At 43.6% G+C, this 20,265-nt stretch carries 20 protein-coding genes; 12 read left to right on the top strand and 8 right to left on the bottom strand.

Going from position 1 to position 20,265, the window contains the following annotated elements:
* Positions 1-12 precede the first annotated feature (12 nt).
* Positions 13-915 (bottom strand): tRNA (adenosine(37)-N6)-dimethylallyltransferase MiaA, encoded by a 903-nt coding sequence (gene miaA / locus HY064_05355; protein ID MBI3510068.1) that lies wholly within the window; start codon positions 913-915, stop codon positions 13-15.
* Positions 915-1,607, bottom strand: coding sequence for a hypothetical protein (locus HY064_05360; GenBank protein MBI3510069.1), 693 nt, complete (start codon positions 1,605-1,607; stop codon positions 915-917). Before HY064_05360 ends, miaA begins: the two co-directional genes overlap by 1 nt.
* Positions 1,608-1,791: 184 nt before the next feature.
* Between HY064_05360 and ribD the strand changes: the two genes are divergently transcribed.
* The 3 genes from ribD to HY064_05375 are packed head-to-tail and all read left to right on the top strand — an operon-like array spanning position 1,792 to position 4,361.
* The gene (gene ribD / locus HY064_05365) at positions 1,792-2,832 is read left to right on the top strand and encodes a bifunctional diaminohydroxyphosphoribosylaminopyrimidine deaminase/5-amino-6-(5-phosphoribosylamino)uracil reductase RibD (protein ID MBI3510070.1); all 1,041 of its coding nucleotides are present in this window, start codon (positions 1,792-1,794) and stop codon (positions 2,830-2,832) included.
* A 50-nt stretch (positions 2,833-2,882) separates the two neighbouring features.
* A complete protein-coding gene (locus HY064_05370) occupies positions 2,883-3,743 on the top strand; it encodes a DMT family transporter (protein MBI3510071.1) in 861 nt (286 codons plus the stop codon).
* 3 nt (positions 3,744-3,746) lie between these two features.
* Positions 3,747-4,361 (top strand): YigZ family protein, encoded by a 615-nt coding sequence (locus tag HY064_05375; protein MBI3510072.1) that lies wholly within the window; start codon positions 3,747-3,749, stop codon positions 4,359-4,361.
* Between the two features lie 42 nt (positions 4,362-4,403).
* On the opposite strand, the gene HY064_05380 is transcribed toward HY064_05375, so the two are convergent.
* Positions 4,404-4,808: an acyl-CoA thioesterase gene (locus HY064_05380; GenBank protein ID MBI3510073.1), complete on the bottom strand. Its 405-nt coding sequence runs from the start codon at positions 4,806-4,808 to the stop codon at positions 4,404-4,406.
* 110 nt (positions 4,809-4,918) lie between these two features.
* On the opposite strand from HY064_05380, the gene HY064_05385 reads away from it, so the two are divergent.
* From HY064_05385 to dnaA, 3 genes are all read left to right on the top strand, one after another.
* The gene (locus HY064_05385; protein MBI3510074.1) at positions 4,919-5,797 is read left to right on the top strand and encodes a 5'-nucleotidase C-terminal domain-containing protein; all 879 of its coding nucleotides are present in this window, start codon (positions 4,919-4,921) and stop codon (positions 5,795-5,797) included.
* On the top strand, positions 5,790-6,737 hold the full coding sequence (locus tag HY064_05390; protein ID MBI3510075.1) for a metallophosphatase: 948 nt from the start codon (positions 5,790-5,792) through the stop codon (positions 6,735-6,737). Before HY064_05385 ends, HY064_05390 begins: the two co-directional genes overlap by 8 nt.
* Before the next feature lie 120 nt (positions 6,738-6,857).
* Complete coding sequence (dnaA, locus tag HY064_05395; protein MBI3510076.1) at positions 6,858-8,288, top strand: chromosomal replication initiator protein DnaA; 1,431 nt, start codon at positions 6,858-6,860, stop codon at positions 8,286-8,288.
* A 105-nt stretch (positions 8,289-8,393) separates the two neighbouring features.
* On the opposite strand, the gene HY064_05400 is transcribed toward dnaA, so the two are convergent.
* Positions 8,394-11,378, bottom strand: coding sequence for a hypothetical protein (locus tag HY064_05400; GenBank protein MBI3510077.1), 2,985 nt, complete (start codon positions 11,376-11,378; stop codon positions 8,394-8,396).
* Between the two features lie 94 nt (positions 11,379-11,472).
* Between HY064_05400 and HY064_05405 the strand changes: the two genes are divergently transcribed.
* Both HY064_05405 and HY064_05410 read left to right on the top strand, forming a co-directional pair.
* Complete coding sequence (locus tag HY064_05405) at positions 11,473-11,943, top strand: low molecular weight phosphotyrosine protein phosphatase (GenBank protein ID MBI3510078.1); 471 nt, start codon at positions 11,473-11,475, stop codon at positions 11,941-11,943.
* Positions 11,944-12,657, top strand: coding sequence for an SAM-dependent methyltransferase (locus HY064_05410; GenBank protein MBI3510079.1), 714 nt, complete (start codon positions 11,944-11,946; stop codon positions 12,655-12,657).
* Between the two features lie 146 nt (positions 12,658-12,803).
* On the opposite strand, the gene HY064_05415 is transcribed toward HY064_05410, so the two are convergent.
* Positions 12,804-13,595, bottom strand: a complete 792-nt coding sequence (locus HY064_05415; GenBank protein ID MBI3510080.1) for a DUF4476 domain-containing protein — start codon at positions 13,593-13,595, stop codon at positions 12,804-12,806.
* Between the two features lie 237 nt (positions 13,596-13,832).
* Between HY064_05415 and HY064_05420 the strand changes: the two genes are divergently transcribed.
* Both HY064_05420 and HY064_05425 read left to right on the top strand, forming a co-directional pair.
* The gene (locus HY064_05420) at positions 13,833-14,195 is read left to right on the top strand and encodes a phage holin family protein (protein MBI3510081.1); all 363 of its coding nucleotides are present in this window, start codon (positions 13,833-13,835) and stop codon (positions 14,193-14,195) included.
* A gap of 93 nt (positions 14,196-14,288) precedes the next feature.
* Positions 14,289-15,650, top strand: a complete 1,362-nt coding sequence (locus tag HY064_05425; GenBank protein MBI3510082.1) for a deoxyguanosinetriphosphate triphosphohydrolase — start codon at positions 14,289-14,291, stop codon at positions 15,648-15,650.
* A 71-nt stretch (positions 15,651-15,721) separates the two neighbouring features.
* On the opposite strand, the gene HY064_05430 is transcribed toward HY064_05425, so the two are convergent.
* Positions 15,722-17,203 (bottom strand): DUF2779 domain-containing protein, encoded by a 1,482-nt coding sequence (locus tag HY064_05430; protein ID MBI3510083.1) that lies wholly within the window; start codon positions 17,201-17,203, stop codon positions 15,722-15,724.
* A gap of 120 nt (positions 17,204-17,323) precedes the next feature.
* Between HY064_05430 and HY064_05435 the strand changes: the two genes are divergently transcribed.
* Positions 17,324-17,620: a helix-turn-helix transcriptional regulator gene (locus tag HY064_05435; protein MBI3510084.1), complete on the top strand. Its 297-nt coding sequence runs from the start codon at positions 17,324-17,326 to the stop codon at positions 17,618-17,620.
* Position 17,621: 1 nt separating this feature from the next.
* Positions 17,622-18,872, top strand: coding sequence for a HipA domain-containing protein (locus tag HY064_05440; protein MBI3510085.1), 1,251 nt, complete (start codon positions 17,622-17,624; stop codon positions 18,870-18,872).
* Positions 18,873-19,027: 155 nt separating this feature from the next.
* Here the strand turns inward: HY064_05440 and HY064_05445 are convergent, their stop codons facing one another.
* Positions 19,028-19,231, bottom strand: coding sequence for a hypothetical protein (locus HY064_05445; GenBank protein MBI3510086.1), 204 nt, complete (start codon positions 19,229-19,231; stop codon positions 19,028-19,030).
* Positions 19,232-19,441: 210 nt separating this feature from the next.
* A complete protein-coding gene (locus tag HY064_05450) occupies positions 19,442-20,026 on the bottom strand; it encodes a sigma-70 family RNA polymerase sigma factor (GenBank protein ID MBI3510087.1) in 585 nt (194 codons plus the stop codon).
* Between the last annotated feature and the right edge of the window lie 239 nt (positions 20,027-20,265).

The following is a 20,265-nucleotide window of genomic DNA, read 5'->3' on the forward strand; positions in this document are numbered from 1 at the left end:
ATACATTATGCATTATGCATTATTCATTATTAATTCTTTTATTAAGGAAATATCATTCGCAGAGAACCAAATCACACCAGGAAAATTCCGCCACCACGTTAATTGCCGCTTCGCATAATTCCTTGAATGTTGTTGGATGAGTTCAACCGCTTTTTCTTTTGTTGTTTTTCCTTCGAAGAAATCGAAAAGTTCTTTGTAGCCGACTGTTGATAAAGTCGGAATATTTTTAAATGGCAAAACTTTTTTCGCTTCTTCCTCCAAACCATTCTTCATCATCACGTCCACGCGTGTGTTTATGCGCGCATACAATTCTTCCCTCGGCAGATCGATGCAGCAAAGTAATACCCGGAAATCATTTTCCTGTTTTCCTCCCTTACGCAACTCCGAATATTTTTTCCCTGAAGCGCGACAGATTTCAATCGCACGCATCAGGCGCACGTGATTGCGCGTATCCATCTGCGCGTAATGTTCCGGGTCGAGTTGCTGCAATTCATCCCGGAGCGATTCCAAACCCGACTCCTCGAATTTTTTTCTCACTTCAAAACGTATTTCATCCGGGACGACAGGCAGTTCATCAAATCCATTCACAAGCGCATCAATGTAAAGTCCGCTGCCGCCACAGAGGATAAGAATATTATTTTCCCTGAATTCTTCCTGCACGAGTGCGCGCGCTTCCATCGCATACGCGCCTGCATCAAGCGGTTCGCGAATGCTTCGATCTCCAATGAAAAAATGCGGAACAAGTTTTAATTCTTCAGCAGAAGGTTGCGCTGTCCCAATGGGAATTTCACGATAGAATTGCCGCGAATCGGCAGAAATTATTTTTGTTTTAAAATGAAGAGCGAGTTTTAAAGCAATTTCAGACTTACCGACACCGGTCGGGCCTGTGATCAGCACCAATAAATTTTTGCTCATCAGAAATCATCTCCTTCGGCTCCGAGTGAACCGGGATCAAAATCTTCGCCGGCTTCCTCTTCACTTTCTTCCGCATCCTCTCCATTTTCCGAAGCAGTTTCACTTTCCTCTTCATTGTGATGCGAATCCTCCCCTTCTTCATTGCCGGGATGTTCCGAGTGATCGAATTGCTCTACAGCAGTGAATGCAAGATTTTTTCTCTTTTTATCTTCTTCATCATCTTCCACCTCTTCATCTTCCACCGGGGGAGCAACGGTCTGTTTGTATTGTTTGGGTGCAGCGCCGGAAGTTTTTGTGGTCTTCGGATAATTCACTTTAGGATCGTCCGGAATAATGCGCACCAGTTCCATCAGCAAGGTCCAGTTCGCTCCGGGATCAAAAACATAAACAAATCGCTGGTGAGGATCATCAATATGATCGGCGATCCTTTCGCCCGACATTTTTTTTGGTTTCTTTTTCCTGGGGGGAAGATCATCGTCGTCGTCATGGCCGGAAACATTCAGCGCCAGTTCCTCTCCTTTTCTCCAGAGATCATCACTGATGAAAAAGGAAGCGTTCTTTGAATTATCGAAACCGATCGCTTCCTGTATTGCACGGTGCAACTCTTCGTAATTCTGCTTTCCCAGAATATCTATTTCGCGCAAAACATCCTCGTGTTCTTCGAATGTGATCCTGAAGCGGTAAACTGCCATGGCTCAAATTTACCGAATAGGAATGAAATGAAAAAAAGAAAAAACAGATTCATAAATCCCAAATAACAAATCCCAAAACAAAATAATTACCCGACGCCCGGAGTTTGTAAATTGGAATTTTCTGCTTTGAATTTGGTACTTTTCTTCCTCGTACTTTTGACGCGTGAAGAATCACCAGGAATTCATGCGGCAATGTTTTTTTCTCGCGGAAAAGGGCGCAGGAAATACAGCGCCGAATCCGCTCGTGGGATGTGTGATCGTACACAATGGGAATATCATCGGGCAGGGCTATCATCGTTTTTTCGGCGGGCCTCACGCAGAGGTGGACGCCATTACGCATACGGGTGATGCGCGTTTACTGAACGAATCTACTTTGTATGTGAATCTCGAACCCTGTTCTCATCACGGAAAAACTCCTCCGTGCGCTGATCTCATCATTGAAAAAAAAATTCCTTACGTCGTTATCGGTTGCCTCGATCCGAATCCATTGGTGAAAGGAAAAGGAATTCAGAAACTCATTGCAGCGGGGATCGATGTGAAAGTGGGATTGCTCGAAGCAGAAGCAAAATTTTTGAATCGCAGATTTTTCACCTGGGTGGAAAAGAAAAGGCCGCACATCATTCTCAAATGGGCGCAGTCGGCCGACGGATTCATCGATCATGACCGCGAAGAAAATAATAACGAACGGGCCATTATCAGTTCGCCCGAAGCGCATTTGCTCGTTCACCAATGGAGATCGGAAGAAGCTGCTATACTCGTAGGTACGAATACAGTGCTTACTGATGATCCTCAACTCACCGTGCGCCTCGCAGATGCAACGGGTACATTAATGCAGAAAAAAAATCCGGTGCGTCTCACGTTCGACCGCCGTGGAAGAATTCCGATGCATGCAAGAATACTCGACGGAACATCACCCACTGTTGTTTTTCATTCGGGCGCGCATTACCAGGCCGCACATGCGGAATATGTTCCGGTCGATTTCGGGAATGATCCGATCACGCAGGTGATGAATTTTCTTTACAACCGGGAATTGCAATCGGTATTGGTGGAAGGGGGCGCGGCCCTGTTGAATAAATTTCTTGAAAAAAATTTGTGGGATGAAGCGCGCGTTTTTGTTTCGAAAAAAAATATCGGCAAAGGTGTGAAAGCACCGGCATTCAATAAGACTCCCGTTAAAGAGGAAATGGCCGGCCCTGATAAACTTTATTTTTATCAGAATAAGTGAGCAGCTTTTTTTTTATTTCTACATGATCGAAAATGAAAAATCAAAAATAAATGTACTGGCTACTGCTCAGTATTTTTACGAACTCGGCATTATTGCTCATCCTGAAATCATTCACAAAATTCAGGATCGATACGCTGCAGGGCATCGTGGTGAATTATTTCACTGCGGGATTTATAGGCATTCTCATTGGGAGAATTCCACTTTCTGCAGGGGAGATCGCGCACCAGCCCTGGGCGTGGATGCCGCTTGCCCTTGGTTCATTGTTCATTTCTATTTTTCTTCTCCTCGCGAGAACTGCGCAAACGATGGGCGTTTCAGTTGCCACTGTTGCAAATAAAATGTCAGTGGCCATTCCTGTTGTTGCAGCTATTCTTCTCTATGGAGAAGCGGTTACGTTCAAAAAGATCACCGGCCTTGCGCTCGCGCTTACCGCTGTTTATCTCACTTCCTTGTCGAAGGAAAAAAGCGGCAGTGGAAATTTAAAACGATTATGGATGCCGGCTCTTGTTTTTGCCGGAAGCGGTATCATCGATGCGCTCATCAATCATTCGCAGAAAATGGTTTCAGAAGTTTACAATTCTTTTTTCATTTCACTTTGTTTTCTTACCGCCGGTATTTTCGGAATTCTCATTGTCGGTTACAAAGTAGCCATGAAAAAAACGAAGATTGATTATCGGAATATCATCGCAGGGATCATTCTCGGAATTCCGAATTATTTTTCCATTTACGGGATCACACACGCGCTCAACAGCCACATCATGGAAAGTTCGGTGCTTTACCCGGTGAATAATATGGGCATCGTGGCACTTTCTGCTATGGGCGCGTTGCTGTTGTTCCATGAAAAATTATCGCTCATCAATTGGGCAGGGCTTATTTTATCGCTCTGTTCCATTGCACTTATCGCTTTCTGAAAAATAATGTTCGACGACAATTACAAAACGATCGCATCAACAGCCGAAGGAATTTTCAAAGACCGCGGAAGTAAGTTTCTTGCTTATGCTTTCCCTGCGGCAAACGAACAGGAAGTAAAAGAGCAACTCGCTTCATTGAGAAAAGAACATCACAGTGCGCGTCATCATTGTTATGCATTCCGCCTTGGCGCCGACAAACAATTTTTTCGTGCGAATGATGATGGCGAACCATCGGGCACTGGAGGAAAACCAATTCTCGGGCAGATCCAGTCGCATGGCCTGACGAATGTGCTCATTGTGGTGGTGCGTTATTTCGGCGGAACACTGCTTGGTGTGAGCGGGCTCATCCATGCTTATCGTTCGGCGGCGGCTGATGCATTGGCGAAAGCATCGATCATGGAAAAACAGATCATGGAAATTTATGAACTTCATTTTCCCTATGCTACAATGAATGATGTGATGAAAATTCTAAAAGATGAAGAACTCCGCCAATGGGAACAGGATTTTCAGCTGGAATGTAAACTGAAATTTGCAGTGAGAAAGAGGGATGCCGATAAAATTGTTGCGGAATTACGGAATATGGAAGGCGTTCAGATCAGTTACCACTCGACCAGTTAGTGCAGTGTCAATGATCATTGGTTCGATTCGGAAAAAGTGAACTTAAAAATATTTGCTGATTGCATTAATGAATTCCTGCGGCGCGTTCCTTGGTTTTTTCGTTTTCGCGTCAATGAACACCAATGTAGTTTCTCCTTCGTTGATCTTTTCTCCTTTTGAATTATACATTTCATATTCAAAACGCAATCGCGTTGATGGCAATTCCACAACCGATGTTTTCAAAGAGAGCAGATCATCATAAAAAGCAGGGCGGAAATATTTTATGCTGAACGTGTAAACCGGCAGGAGAATTCCCCCGTCTTCCATGTCTTTATAATTCCATCCCAATGCGCGCAACGCCTCTACGCGGCCAACTTCATAGTATTCCGCATAATTTCCATAATAGGAATAACCCATACGGTCGGTCTCGCCATAACGCACACGAATAGTTGTCTCTGATATAAACATAGTACGAAATACGAAAATACTACTAAAAGTTACGCAATACGAAAGTGCAGATGATCGCGGAATTCGTTTCCACTATTTCATTTTTCGTAATCTTTCGTACTTCGTATTTCGTGAATTTCGTAATTCGTACAATAATTATATTTGCGCCCGAATTATTCGTAACTTACATTCCCGAAATAAAAAAATCGGTTTTTTCATTGGTAAAAATGCGCGGCGGTAAAAAAATAATCTTTGTTGTTCTTTCCGGAATTCTCCTTGCGGGCGCGTGCCATCACCCCGCGCAGGTAACTGGCGTGAACGTGGAGTATGTGGAGATGAATGGCAAAAGTGATGTTCACGATACTGCCACAGAAAACATCATTGGCCCTTACAAAAAATCGCTCGACCAGGAAATGAATGCGGTGATCTGTTATTCAGACACGGCGATGAATAAGGAACGCGGCGGACTCGAATCTTTACTGGGAAATTTCACAGCGGATGTTGTACTCGGTAAAACGAACGAACGCTATACGCTCGATGATCCTTCAAAATATTATGATGCGCAGATCTGTTTGCTGAATACCGGCGGCCTTCGCAATTCATTACCGAAAGGAAATATCACGAAAGGAAATATTTTCGAACTCATGCCGTTCGACAATGAGATCGTGGTGGTAACTATTAGCGGAAAAAATATGTGGGAACTTCTCCGCTACATTGCAGCAACAGGAGGACAACCTGTTTCGGGAATAAAAATGGGACTACGGAATGATAAAACGCCGGGAAAAGTTCTGATCGATGGAATTCCACTCGACACGACAAAAACTTATAAAGTGGCGACGTCGGATTATCTTGCGAATGGAGGAGATAAAATGACTTTCCTTATGAATCCTGTGAAATTGGAAACGACTGGCTACAAAATACGCGATGCACTGCTCGACTATTGTTATGATCAGCAGCGAATGGGAAAACACCTGCATCCGCAACTCGACGGGAGGATCTATTATGAATAACAGCAGGAGAGATTTCATTCGCATGATGGCGAGCGCCGGTTCTTTACTTGGACTCGGCATGCTCACTTCTTCTTTCAGGAAAGATGAAGAGCAGGATGATAAGCACGTGCGCATTGTCATTCTTCATACCAATGATGTTCACTCGCACATCGATCCTTTTCCCGATAATGATCCGAAGTATCCGGGACTTGGCGGAGTGGAGCGCAGAGCAACACTCATCAATGAGATACGTGCGCAGGAACCGAACATCATTCTTATTGACGCCGGCGATATTTTCCAGGGCACACCTTATTTCAATATGTACGGAGGAGAAGTGGAAATGAAACTGATGACAAAGATGGGTTACGAAGCTTCTGCGATTGGCAATCATGATTTCGATGGTGGGCTCGATAATCTTGCGAAACAACTCGAACATGCATCATTCCCGCTCCTGTGTGCCAATTATGATTTCACAGGTACACCCATGGAAGGAAAAACGCAGGACTATAAAATTTTCGAACGTGAAGGAGTGAAGGTCGGTGTGTTCGGACTTGGAATAGAACTCGCCGGGCTTGTGGACAGCCGTCTTTATGGAAAAACAATTTATCTCGACCCTATTGTGAAATCGGCAGAGATGGTGAAGACACTGAAAGACGACAAGAAGTGTGATATTGTAATTTGTTTGTCACATTTAGGATACAAATACGAGAATGATAAGGTGAGTGATGTGAAACTTGCGAAGGAATCGCGCGACATTGATGTCATCATTGGCGGTCACACCCATACTTTCCTCGACAAACCCGTTGTAATCACCAACCGGAAAGGAAAAGAGGTTCATGTTGCGCAGGTTGGATGGGCCGGAATCAGGTTAGGAAAAATAATTATCACCACCAATAAAAAATCAAGAAAAAAATCGCTGGAGAGCGCATCTGTTTTAATTACTGAAAAGTCAAGTGTCTGACAAAAATATTTTAAAAATTATTTTTTTGATAAATGTTTGATGGTAACGATGAAATTATAATTTTGGGACACGATTGAGGCGAACCCATAACATCATCATAATACGCAGGAGATTTTACGAATGGAGAAAACACACGAAAAGGTCTGGTCAAGTTGTCTCAACATAATCCGGGACAATGTTAGTTCACAAAGTTTCAAAACATGGTTCGAACCGATAAAGCCGCTCAAACTTTCGGCGAGTGTTCTTACCATTCAGGTTCCGAGCCAGTTCTTTTATGAATGGCTGGAGGAACATTACATCACGCTATTGAAGAAAACCATTAAGAAGGAACTCGGCATCGAAGGAAAGCTCGAGTATTCCATCATTATGGAGAATGCATTCAACAATACAAAACCGTACACGGTAAAAATTCCTACTTCCAATCGCCGTGAAGTGAAAAATCCTTCGGTGGCTATGCCCATCGATCTCAACAAGAATACGATCAGAAATCCATTCATCATTCCCGGCCTCAAGAAAGTGAATGTTGAATCGCAACTCAATCCGAATTATTCATTCGAGAATTTTGTAGAAGGAGATTGCAACCGGCTTGCACGTTCTGCAGGATGGGCTGTTGCAGACAAACCCGGCGGAACCGCTTTCAATCCACTCCTTATATATGGCGGAGTTGGTTTGGGAAAAACACATCTCGCACACGCGATAGGATTACAGATCAAATACAAGCATCCCGGAAAAACTGTATTGTATGTTTCTTCGGAAAAATTCACGCACCAGTTCATTGATGCAGTGAAGAACAATAACCAGAACGACTTCATTCATTTTTACCAGATGATAGACGTGCTCATCATTGACGATGTGCAGTTCTTCGCCGGTAAAGACAAAACACAGGATGTGTTCTTCCATATTTTCAATCACCTTCATCAGACCGGGAAACAATTGGTGCTCACTGCCGATAAAGCGCCGGTAGAAATGCAGGGAATGGAACAACGCCTGCTTTCCCGTTTCAAATGGGGACTCTCTGCCGATCTGCAGATACCCGGACTTGAAACACGCATTGCTATTCTTGAGAAAAAACTTTACATCGACGGAATTGAACTTCCGCGCGAAGTGATCGAATATCTTGCTTACAGCATTACCACCAATATCCGCGAACTCGAAGGTGCTTACATCTCCCTGCTTGCACAGGCGTCGCTCAATAAAAAAGCGATCACGCTTGAACTTGCAAAACAGATGATCGACAAATTCGTGAAGAATACTGCGCGCGAAGTTTCTATCGATTACATTCAGAAAGTGGTTTGCGATTACTTCGATCTTCCTATTGAACTGCTCAAATCCAAAACACGCAAGCGCGAAGTGGTACAGGCAAGACAGATTGCAATGTATTTCGCGAAGAGCATGACCAAATCTTCACTTGCTACTATTGGAATGCACTGCGGAGGAAAAGATCACGCTACTGTTCTTCATGCATGCCGCACAGTGAACAATCTCATGGATACCGATAAACGTTTCCGCGCCTACATCGAAGAACTCGAAAAGAAACTGAGCATCCAGTAAAAAAATCTTGTTTCCCTCAGGAAGGCCTTCATAAGAAATTGTGAGGGCCTTTTTGTTTAGAGTACGAAATCCCGAATTAATTCGGGATTTCGTATTTCGTACCCCTCAGAATCTATCCTTCACATTTTCCGAAAACTCAATTATGTATTTCGTTCCTTTTTCGTTATCCAATTCCACTTTTGCATTGATCTGCCCGCTGAGCATATTGATGAGCTGCATTCCGAGCGAGTCGGCGGTTTTGAAATTTATTCCATCCGGAATTCCCTTTCCATCATCAGAAACGATGAGCAGGAATTTGTTGGTTTCTTTCTTATGAAGCGAAACAAAAAGATTTCCTTCATTCTTATCCGCAAACGCATACTTGAGCGAATTGGAAATGATCTCGTTCAGGATAAGCCCGAGCGGAACTATAGTATCAATACGGAACGGATGATCTTCGATATCCGTCTTCAGATGGATGGCTTTATTGGAATCATACGCATCAATGAGCGAACCGATGAGTTCGTCGATATAATTCCCGATATCAATATTCACCAGGTTTTTACTCTGGTACATTTTTTCATGAATGAGCGCCATGGAATTCACACGATGACGAAGATCCTCGAACAAGGCAAGCACATGTTTATCGCTGATCCCTTCTGCCTGCAGGTTGAGTAAACTGGAAATGACCTGGAGATTATTTTTTACACGATGATGAATTTCTTTCAGCATCAGCGTTTTTTCTTCATTCTGTTTTGAAATCTCCAGTGTGCGCTCATGCACCTCATGCTCGAGTAATTCTTTCTGATGAACGATCCTCCTGTTCCTTCCCACGGAAATGTAATAGAGCGAACCGCCGGTAAGCGCTAAAGCGAAAAGGATAAACCACCATCTCGCATAGAATGGTGGAGGAGCAGGAAGAATAATGATGGGACAGGAAACAGCTTCGGGAACATTCCATCCTGTTCCGTTATTCGCTGCTTTCACATGAAAAGTATAATTGCCCGGAGGAAGATTGGCGTACGTGATCTCTGTAGCTGTTGTGACCGGCTGCCACGTGGAATCAAAACCAGTGAGCATGAAAATATATTTCGTGCTTTGTGGATTCTGAAGATTAACGGCCTGGTATAAAAAAGTAAGATGGTTCTGTTCATAGCTGAGAGAAAGTTTATCAGGCAAATGATAAAATCCTTTTTCTTCCACACCGGTCCATCCCCAATCTGTTGTTTCGAGAAACAAACGGATAGCGCCCAAATGAACAATGGGCTGAATATTTTCCTTCTCTTCTTTCGATGGATTGTATTTGATAACGCCTTTCACTGTTCCGAACCAGAGACAACCATCTTTCGAAACACAAACAGCTCTTGAATTACATTCTATTCCACGAAAACCTTCATTGCGCGAATAATTTTTTACAGAATGAAATTTCCCTGCTGCATCCACTTTCACACGATCTATTCCCTTGTTCGTTCCCACCCATAAATTACTGTCGTTGTCAAATGCAAGAAGATAAAATGTATTGGAAGCCAAACCATTTTCATCCGTGTAAGAAGTGAAAACATTTCCATCAAAACGCATAATACACTCATCTGTATGAAACCAGATATTTCCCCAGGGATCTTCCACTAACGAACCCACATAAGCATTGCACAGGCCATCACCCGCTCCATACGAACGAAATGTTTTTCCATCGGTGCGGCAAAGTCCCCCGCCCGTTCCGATCCACATAATTCCGTTTTTATCCTGGCAGAAAGTGTGTACGTAATCATTCGGCAACTCTTTCGTTTCCATATTGTGCGGCACGAGATTTTTTCCATCGTACACATACAATCCTTTTCCCCACGTACCGATCCAGAGGTTTCCATCGCGATCACAATACACAGAACGAACACGTATTCCTTCGAGAATTGTTTTTGTCACATGTCCGTTTTCCACGCACGACAATCCATCATAATGGCCGATCCAAATCCGCTTGTCGTGATCTTCCGCGCAGGTCACCGGTTGTTTGAATTGTTTTCCGTTATTGAGAACAGCCACAGAATTTTTTCCATCGTAACAATAAACACCGTCCTGGTTGGAACCTACCCAGATTCTCCCGGAATGATCTTCATAAATGCGGAAGACCGTTCCGCTTTCCATTCCAGGAAGATTTCCATAATAAGTAAAAGTTTCACTTCTTAATTTCAAAAGACTCTGCTCCCGCGTTGCAAACCACATGTGATGCGAGTTGTCTTCAACGATCATGAAAATTCCTTCGGCGGTCAATCCATTACTGCTCTCGAAAGTTTTGAAAGTACCATCGCGCGCGAGTGACACAACGAGATTGTTCAGCGTGCTTGCCCACATGGTACCGTTATGATCGCAGTAGATGTAATGAACTGTTTTTCCATTGAGAAGATCAGCAAGTCCATTGCGCGAAACTGTACTTGAAGAAGGACGATAAATGAGCATACCATCGCTGAGCCCGATGTAAATGAGTCCGTGCTTATCGCTGCAGAGCGAATAAATACTTCCGGAATAACCTGCGGGCAATTTCAGGTCAACAGAATCGCAACGGTATCCTGAGAATCTGAAAAGTGTTTTTTCACTGCCGGCCCAGATCGTTCCGTTCTCATCAGCGCACATGTACCGTACACGTTTCCCGGTGAGAATGCGATGAATTGTTTTTTTATTGCAATCGTATTCACAGATCCCTCCCGTTCCCGCAATCCACATTTTATTTCCATGCTTCACCATTGATAAGATCTCATCATACCCGAGTTGCTGATTATTGAAATTGAAAAAAGTTTTTCCGTCATACATACTTGCTCCCAACTGCGTTCCGAACCAGAGATCGGAAAGCGAATCTTCCGCAATGCAATTCACGACTTGTCCGGCGAGTCCGTTCTTTTTTCCATACTCTTTGAAAGTCGTGCCGTCAAAACTGCAAACACCTCCGCCGGTTGTACCCACCCACATATAACCGCGACTGTCCTGGTAAATACACTGAACTTCTGATTGGGAAAGCCCTTCTTCTACACCATACGAGATAAAATCACAGGTTTGCGCGGACAGGAAGCTGACGCGGAAAAAAGTTGCGCAGAAAAAAATCAGGAAAGATATTCCGGACATCCCGGGGAAAAAGGCTTGCCGCTTACACATATTTCCTGAAAATTACCATTTTATTTTTAATAAACCTTTGTCGATTAACTTTGGGTTTTACCTTATGAAGAAAATCCTGATGGTTTGTATGGGAAACATCTGCAGATCCCCAATTGCGGAAGGTATCCTGCGGCATAAACTTCATACATCCGGAATAAAAAACATCCTCGTTGATTCTGCAGGAACTTATTCGGGGCACAAAGGTGAACATCCTGATGCGCGCGCGATCGCAAATGCACGCAGTCACGACATTGATATTTCCCGGCTTGTTGCGCGCCCGTTTCATAAAAAAGATCTCGATGAATTCGATCACATTTTCGTGATGGACGCAACGAATTTCCGTGAGGTGACGAGCCATGCTGAAAAAGAAGAACAGCGTGCGAAAGTGGAATTTCTTCTGAATATTAAATGGCCGGGAAAAAATATCGCCGTGCCCGATCCGTATTACGGAGGTGAGGATGGATTTGAAAAAGTTTTTCAGTTGGTTTCGCAGGCGTGTGATGTGCTGGTGGAAAATTTTAAAAATGAAAAATAAATGAAACCCGGAAAACTTTTTCTCATACCGGTTACGCTCGGCGAAGAAAGCAAACCGACTCATGTTCTTTCTGCTGAAACGCTGAATATCATTCACGGGTTGAATGAATTCATCGTGGAGAATGAAAGATCGGCGCGTCAATTCCTGAAACAAAGTGGAACTCCGGTTGCAATGCAGCAACTTGTTCTTCACCCGATAGGAAAACATGTGAAAGAAAATGATAGGATTACTTACCTGTCATCACTTCTCGCCGGAAAAAATATCGGTTTGCTTTCCGAAGCAGGTTGTCCCGGGGTTGCTGATCCCGGCGCTGAGATCGTGAAACTTGCTCACGAGAAAAAAATTCCTGTTGTTCCGCTTGTCGGGCCTTCTTCGCTGCTGATGGCGCTCATGGCTTCCGGTTTGAACGGGCAACATTTCCAGTTTCACGGTTATCTTCCCATTGACAAAAATGAACGTGCCCGTTTCCTGAAAAATATTGAAAAAAATATCCGTCAATTTCACGCTACACATTTATTCATTGAAACTCCTTTTCGCAACCAGCAACTATTCGAAGATATTCTGAGGATTGCTGATGCATCCCTGCGCCTGTGCATTGCGTGCGACATCACGCTCGCAGGCGAGTACATACGTACGATGAGAATTTCGGAATGGAAGAAATTTCCTGCGCCTGATCTGCACAAACGGCCGGCTGTTTTTTTGCTGGGGGAATAATTGGCAGAGACACGATGCCTCGCGTCTCTGCCAAAAAAGACCGGGAAAAACGCTACTAAAACCCGGTCTTCGGTTCCGCGACGCTTATCAATTTCTTCCGGGTGGAAGGAGCGGCTGATGAAGCTGTGCGCGGTTGTATTTTAACACTACCCGTGATAACTGTTGATGTATGCTGCTAATTCATCAATGCTGGAGCTGAAAGTGAACGCATTATTCACGAGGTAATAATTTCCACGGTCTGCCGTTCTGCCGTAAGCATATTCGGCAAATGCCAGTTTTGTACTTTCGAAACTGAAGAGTTTTGCCAGCTCTTCCGCCTGGGCCGATGAAATATTATTCGAAGCAACAACCTGCTCAGCGATCGTGAGTTTTGTTTCGTCAAATGATTGTGCACTCACGGTTGCTTTCAGTGCATCGAATTGCTGCTGATTCATTCCATAGTTGCCCGGATAATTATTCCATCCATTGTATCCTGATGAGTTGCCATTGTTATTTCCATATCCGTAACCTGAATTATTTCCATAAGGATCATAACCGTTTCCACCTGCATTACCATAACCATAAGTGTAGCCGGGATCGGAATCATATAACTGTACAAGTGGAACACTGCTCACAATATTGAACTGGTCGATGCCACTAGCGTATGCGGTGATGGAATAATTTCCTGGGAAATTCACAAATCCATCATACAACAATTGAGGCATTCCGCAATTTCCATAGGAAGAAGTTACATTGCGCAACATTCTTATATGATGGCGGCCCGGCGCAATGTCGGTGACATTATAAGTGTTTGATGGAGTGGAAAAAAAAGCATTGTCGAAATACATTACAAATTTCGCGTTATCGTAATTGGTGAGGCTGAGCATGGAATTAAGATTTGCGAGTGCCGGCATCGTAACAGATCCTGCGAGCACTTGTAGAATGATGACCTTTTTCATAGTTGAACTCCTTCCGGGAATTTAGCTTCCCTGTAAAAGATATTTCAACTTGCGTGCCAAATAAAGCCGGGAGAATGGAGGGAGGAGTACGGGCTGTTTTTTTTAATAACAAGTGCGCACGTTATTCTGACAAGTGGTTTGCATGAAACAAACGCCGGTAACAATAACGAAACCGGGTTTGCTGATATTTTTTTCTTTCTAAACTCAAAACTCCGAACTCCTGCCTATTTTTACGAAATGAATTTTATCATCAAAGTCATTATCTCTACACTGGCGGTTCTCGTCACGTCCTATTTATTACCGAAGACGATGGTGCATGTGGATGGATTTGTAACGGCGCTTATTGTCGCGATCGTACTTGCGTTCCTGAATGCAATTGTAAAACCGATCATGATCCTGCTTACAATTCCTGCAACCATTTTTTCGCTCGGACTTTTTCTGCTCGTGATCAACGCGGTCATTATTCTCATTGCCGATTATTTTATTGATGGTTTTAAAGTGTACGGATTCTGGTCGGCACTCATCTTTTCAATTGTGCTTACGATCGTGAACAGTATTTTTGAAGCGATCAGGAGGAATGATGAACAACGGGATTCATAATGTATAATTGATAATGGAAATATTGTTTCAGATCAAGAGATGTTTCCACACCTTAATCTCTCATTATCAATTATACATTATCAATTATACCTTATGAACTGGGCGACTCTTTTTTCCGAAGCACGATTAGGCGATAAACATTTCAAACGTCTCGCCTCTCCGGAGCGTACAAATTTTGAACGTGATTTTGACCGTGTTGTTTTTTCTTCGGCATTCCGTCGTTTGCAGGATAAGACGCAGGTCATTCCCCTTCCCGAAAGCGATTTTGTGCACACGCGCCTTACGCACTCGCTCGAGGTTTCGTGCGTGGCCCGCTCATTAGGAAAAACGATCGGCAAAATAATCATTGACCGGCACAAACTTTCCGATATTCATTCTTCCGATTTCGGAGCGATCTGTGCAACGGCTGCATTGGCTCATGATATCGGCAATCCTCCTTTCGGCCATAGCGGTGAATCTTCGATCAGCAATTATTTTAAAAACGGGAACGGAAAAATATTTTCCGGGAAGATGAATGATAATGAATGGAGTGATCTCGTGAACTTCGAAGGCAACGCGAATGGTTTCAAATTGCTCACGAATTACAATGATTCTTCAGGTGGAAATATCGGCCTTACTTTTTCCACGCTTGCGGCTTTCACAAAATATCCGACGCGGTCGAATAAATTGAAAAAGCACGAAGAAATTTTCAAAGGAAAAGTTTCGCAGAAGAAATATGGTTATTTCCAGAGTGAAAAAAATATTTTCGAAACGATTTTCTCTCATCTCGAAATCGATCGTCTTACGGAATATGCGTGGCGTCGTCACCCACTGGCTTATCTCGTGGAAGCAGCCGACGATATCTGTTACCGGATCATTGATTTTGAAGACGGCATACGCATAGGACTCATCCCATTCTCAACCGGCGAAGAATTGCTGAAAGAAGTAACAGGAAAGGATTTCGATTCAAAAAAATATTCCGCCATTACCGATCAGCGGGAGAAGATCTCGTACCTGCGCGCGAAGGCGATCAACACGCTCGTGAATAACGTGACTGAAATTTTTCTTGCGAAAGAAAAAAATATCCTGAATGGAAAGTTCGACCGTTCGCTGGTGGATGTGATGAAAGGGAATATTGCCCAACCGCTGAATGAACTTTTGAATATCTCTATTGACAATGTTTACCGGAGTAAAAATGTGCTGCAAATAGAAATTGCCGGATTCAATGTGGTGGCGGAGTTACTCGATATTTTTATTTCGGCGGTGAATGATCATCACGCTTACGGAAAAGAATTGCGGAAACAAAAGCCGCACAGCGATAAGGTGATCCGCCTTTTCCCGAAGCAATTCCTGCAGAACACCAATGAAAATGTGTATTTACAATTGTTGCGCGTGTGCGAGTTTGTAGCCGGAATGACGGATACTTATGCGGTGAGTTTGTACAGAAGATTAAAGGGAATTGAATTGCCGAAATAAAATTCAAGATTGAAAATTCAATATCAACATAGAGTACCCCAAATTTTGAATCTTGAATCTTGAATTTTTAATTATTGAATTATTGAATTTTCCAGCACTTCCAGTATCCTCACCATTCCCAGCGTATCAAGTTCAATATATTCCTGGAGATTTGTTTTTGCTTCAGCCAATGCAAAAAGATCATTCATCGAATCTAATTTTTCATAGATCGACATCGCATGAATTCCATTCTGGATAGCGATATTTTCATAATGCAATTCAGGAACAAGCGCAGGCAAAACATTTTTAAGTGATACCGATCCGCTCATGGCGGGATGATAATACCAACCTTCCGCAAAAGGTTGTTTGAGATCGAGAATACGATTCAGCCGCTGTTCGATCTCCTTTGTTTTAGAAGTGAATTTTCTTTTCAGGAGATTGAGTGCATTTTTTTCTGCCGAACTGTCGTAGGAGAGAATAATGGAATCGCCTTCGGTTTCAGAAAGAAATTTTTCCAGGAATTCTTCTCTCGGATCAGGCCCGGGTTCGGCCATGAAGGAATGAAAGGAAATTTCTCCGGCAGCATTCCGTTTGTGAATGGAAAATGCGAATGGCAGAGCGAGAAAAGGCCAGGTGCCTTCGTATTTCGGAATGGCGGGCTGAAAATTTTCGATGTCCAGAAAAATAATTTCTGATGTAAGATGAGACAGCCATTCACGGATCCGCTCTTTCACGATGAGCGTTTCTTTCGTCATGCGCACATGCGCCTGTAGGCGTGCGAGCACAGGAAGCGGTTCTGAATCGGGGATCTGCTCCGGAAAAATAAATCCCTGTGAAAAATATTTCTGCGCGTCGCTTCTGGAAATGCCGGTGAGTTCGAATACATTTCCAGCCGGAATATTTTTCCAGCATTGTCCGCGGAAATCACATTCGTAAGGATAAAAGCAATGATCACCGATGGAAATTTCGGGTGCCTGTTTCATCTTCAGAATATTTTTCTGAGCGGCGATCTTTTTTTCAATGGATTCTGAATTTTCTTCGGCAGATTGCATCACGGAAACAAAACGGAATAATTTTTTCAGATCGAGTTCACCATTCCGCACATAATCGCCGTTCAAATGCACGAGCGAAAAATCCTTCACATTCAATCCCGATTTTTTCAGCACATAAAACTGCAACTCTGCATCACGGAAATAAGAATGACTCAGCCGCAGCGAACTTTTCACTTCATACGCTCTCCATCCATCACCATCACGAACAAGAATATCAACAAGAACCAGAACCTGGTCGCCGACAAAAGCCGCTTCGTAAATAATATTTTCTCCTGCAGCAATAAGTTCCGCAGTACGTTCCACCGATTTCTTTGATTTTGGCCCCGCTTTTTCCGTCGCATCTTTTCCACCGGGAAATAATTGCCGAGCAAGAAAACCTACTTCATGTCCGCGATTGAAAGTTGCCTGTCGCGAAGGGGAAACAGGATCGCGGAACTGCGGATAATGCCGATAGAAAAAAAGAGCTTTCGGACACTGAAGCCCTTTGATGTAAGAAGATTTACTGAGGAGGTAGTGAGACAAATCGGGTAAAGATAGGGAACGGAAATAAGACTCCGGACGCTCACGCAGAGTCTGATTATCTACTAATTTTGTTGCTTATTATCTACATAATGTAGATATTTGTAGATAATAAGCAACAAAATGAAATCAAGGAAGAAAGCCCTTTTCCCAAAGCATATACAGATCCTTGTAAAGCTCGGCGAAAACATCCGGCTTGCGCGTAAACGCAGGAAACTGAAGACAACAGAAGTGGCTGAGCGTGCCGGAATAGATCGCAGTACGTTGTACAAAGTTGAACTCGGCTCTCCTTCTGTTTCTATTGGTGCTTATTTCAATGTACTGCGTGCACTGGGGCTACAGAATGATCTTCTGAAACTGGCAGTCGATGATGCGATGGGTCGCGATCTGCAGGACGCGGAATTACTGAACAGAAAATAAAATGACGACGGCGCAAAAAGAAATATTCGTTCATGCAGGCTGGACAGATGCAAAAAGTCCGGCGCTGATCGGTGTGCTTTCTGCTCAACAGGGAAAAGGCAGAAGGTCGTTCGATTTTGAATTCGATCATCAATGGCTAAAGGAACAGAAACCATTCCTGCTCGATCACGATCTTACCTGGCATAGTGGAAAACAATTTCCGAATGGAAAAACTATTTTCGGAATGTTCTACGATGCCATACCCGATACATGGGGGCGCGTGCTCATGCGCAGGCGCGAGTCCGTTCTTGCGCGTGAAGAAAAACGTACGGTGCGCACGCTGCACGAATTGGATTTTCTTCTCGGCGTGAATGATGAAAGCAGGATGGGAGGATTGCGTTTCAAAACAGAACAGAATGGAAATTTCATCAATGCAGATGGGACGCATCCGATTCCAATGTTGTCAACGATCCGGGAACTGCAACATGGAATTTCTCTTATCGAATCCGAAAAAGAAAATAATGAAGTCCGCAAATGGCTTAAAATTCTTCTCGCACCCGGATCTTCGCTCGGTGGTGCACGACCAAAAACGAATGTGATGAACGAGCGCGGAGATTTGTGGATCGCGAAATTTTCTTCGAAGGATGATACGATCGACAAAGGAGCATGGGAATTTCTCGCTTACCAACTCGCGCTGAAAGCTGGAATAAAAATGTCGGAATGCAGATTAGAAAAGATCGCCGGGCGACATCATACTTTTTTCACAAAAAGATTCGACCGTGTAAAACAAAAGCGAATTCATTTCGCTTCAGCAATGGCAATGACAGGAAATGACGAAAGTTTGATAAAAGAAAATCGCCCATCTTATCTTGATATCGCCGAATTCATCCAGTTCAATGAAACAAACAATAAAAAAGAATTGCATGAACTCTGGCGGCGAATGGTTTTCAATATCGCCATTTCCAATACAGATGACCATCTGCGCAATCACGGATTTCTATTGCACGAAAACGGCTGGCAACTCTCTCCAGCTTTTGATATCAATCCTTCCGTTGACAAAGAAACACTCGCCCTGAACATTGATACGGATTCCGGCGAACTTGATTTTGCTCTCGCAAAAAGTGTTGGTGAATATTTTCAACTGAACAAAGCTTCGATGGAAAAAATTATGAGTGAAGTTGACAAAGCTGTGCGCGGATGGAAAACTGTTGCAACAAAGATCGGAATCTCCCGCGCGGAACAGGAATTGATGGTGGCGGCGTTTCGGGTTTGATTCATAATAGTGGGTGTGCTTCCTGATAATTAAGAGGCTGTTTAAAATTCATTTTCGATTTCGTCACTTATCAGAAATTAAAAAAAACCGCCGGCCTTACGGGGCCAACGGTTCATCTTCACATCGACCGAGCGAGCGGTGCCGGTCTTTCTTCTTTAGTTCGTCACATGTTCGATCGTTCCGATCGTTGCCGATCTTTTGATCTCGAGCGACCTGGAGAATCTGAGCAGAGCATCTATGACATGCTGCCTTGGTTCTTGCGGTCCTGAGCTTGTCGAAGGATCCTCATTAGCGTAACGAAGAAGGTCTTCGCTGTCGATTCCGAGGTTCATAATTTCAGTAGTAGTAGTTTTTATCATTCAGGAGAGTGTTGGTTTTGATGTATAACGGGAGGGTATTTACGATTATTGTGTTCAATTCCTTTTTTGTTGGTCGTTTTAAGGTTGGTCGTTGGTGGTGGCTACATCAATTACAACGACAACCAACCACCAACGAAACGACGACCAACGAAAAAGGGCCCATCCTCGCGGACAAGCCCTAATTTACCGATGTTGATACCACTTTCCCTGTTACGCAGAGAGAGCGATCTTTTGTGGCTCGAGCGCCTTGCGCATATTGATGAGCGCATAACGCATACGGCCGAGGGCAGTATTGATGCTGACGTTGGTGGTGTCGGCAATTTCTTTGAAACTCATATCGAGATAGTGACGCATAACGAGTACTTCCCTTTGTTCGGATGGAAGATTTTCGATGGCCTTGCGGATGTCACTTCTCATTTGTGATTTTACAATGCGGTCTTCCACATTTCCCTGGCGAAGTGTGATGACATCGAAAATATCGAAGTCTTCTCCTCCGTCAACGATCGGCATTCGCTTGAGCCGGCGGAAATGGTCGATCACAAGATTATGCGCAATGCGTAAAACCCACGGAAGAAATTTTCCTTCGTCGTTGTAGGTACCGCGCTTCAGTGTGTGAATGACCTTGATAAATGTATCCTGAAAAACATCTTCTGCAAGATGGCGGTCGCGCACAACCATCATAATGTACGAGAAGACTCTCTTCTTGTGGCGGGTGATCAATACTTCGAGGCAGGATTCTTTACCGGCGATGTACAGGTCGACCAGTTCCTGGTCTTGCAATTGGTCGTAACGCATAATAACCTCCTTTTTGGTTTTTCGTCAGTTGGTCTGGTAGAAAAAGTAGAGGTGTACGCGATAGGACTCCTGTTTTTAGTGGCCTAAAAATAAATCGGCCGGTTAGTGCAATAATATTTGGTGTTACGAGGACAAACGCTGAGCGGTTTCATTTATTGTGCGGAATTATGAAAAAATTCCAAGCAACGACCTTTGTTTGTAAACGTCTTAAACAAATATAGCAGTAATAATGGAATAGT

The sequence above is a fragment of the Bacteroidota bacterium genome, assembly GCA_016194975.1.
Lineage (GTDB): Bacteria > Bacteroidota > Bacteroidia > Palsa-965 > Palsa-965.

Excerpts from the sequence above, each read along its gene's own strand:
- HY064_05380 (MBI3510073.1), bottom strand. The coding sequence starts at position 4,808 with ATGTTTATATCAGAGACAACTATTCGTGTGCGTTATGGCGAGACCGAC.
- HY064_05405 (MBI3510078.1), top strand. The coding sequence starts at position 11,473 with ATGAAGAAAATCCTGATGGTTTGTATGGGAAACATCTGCAGATCCCCA.
- HY064_05400 (MBI3510077.1), bottom strand. The coding sequence starts at position 11,378 with ATGTCCGGAATATCTTTCCTGATTTTTTTCTGCGCAACTTTTTTCCGC.
- HY064_05390 (MBI3510075.1), top strand. The coding sequence starts at position 5,790 with ATGAATAACAGCAGGAGAGATTTCATTCGCATGATGGCGAGCGCCGGT.
- HY064_05450 (MBI3510087.1), bottom strand. The coding sequence starts at position 20,026 with ATGCGTTACGACCAATTGCAAGACCAGGAACTGGTCGACCTGTACATC.
- HY064_05370 (MBI3510071.1), top strand. The coding sequence starts at position 2,883 with ATGTACTGGCTACTGCTCAGTATTTTTACGAACTCGGCATTATTGCTC.
- HY064_05415 (MBI3510080.1), bottom strand. The coding sequence starts at position 13,595 with ATGAAAAAGGTCATCATTCTACAAGTGCTCGCAGGATCTGTTACGATG.
- HY064_05410 (MBI3510079.1), top strand. The coding sequence starts at position 11,944 with ATGAAACCCGGAAAACTTTTTCTCATACCGGTTACGCTCGGCGAAGAA.
- HY064_05420 (MBI3510081.1), top strand. The coding sequence starts at position 13,833 with ATGAATTTTATCATCAAAGTCATTATCTCTACACTGGCGGTTCTCGTC.
- ribD (MBI3510070.1), top strand. The coding sequence starts at position 1,792 with ATGCGGCAATGTTTTTTTCTCGCGGAAAAGGGCGCAGGAAATACAGCG.
- HY064_05440 (MBI3510085.1), top strand. The coding sequence starts at position 17,622 with ATGACGACGGCGCAAAAAGAAATATTCGTTCATGCAGGCTGGACAGAT.
- dnaA (MBI3510076.1), top strand. The coding sequence starts at position 6,858 with ATGGAGAAAACACACGAAAAGGTCTGGTCAAGTTGTCTCAACATAATC.
- HY064_05445 (MBI3510086.1), bottom strand. The coding sequence starts at position 19,231 with ATGATAAAAACTACTACTACTGAAATTATGAACCTCGGAATCGACAGC.
- miaA (MBI3510068.1), bottom strand. The coding sequence starts at position 915 with ATGAGCAAAAATTTATTGGTGCTGATCACAGGCCCGACCGGTGTCGGT.
- HY064_05435 (MBI3510084.1), top strand. The coding sequence starts at position 17,324 with ATGAAATCAAGGAAGAAAGCCCTTTTCCCAAAGCATATACAGATCCTT.
- HY064_05360 (MBI3510069.1), bottom strand. The coding sequence starts at position 1,607 with ATGGCAGTTTACCGCTTCAGGATCACATTCGAAGAACACGAGGATGTT.
- HY064_05425 (MBI3510082.1), top strand. The coding sequence starts at position 14,289 with ATGAACTGGGCGACTCTTTTTTCCGAAGCACGATTAGGCGATAAACAT.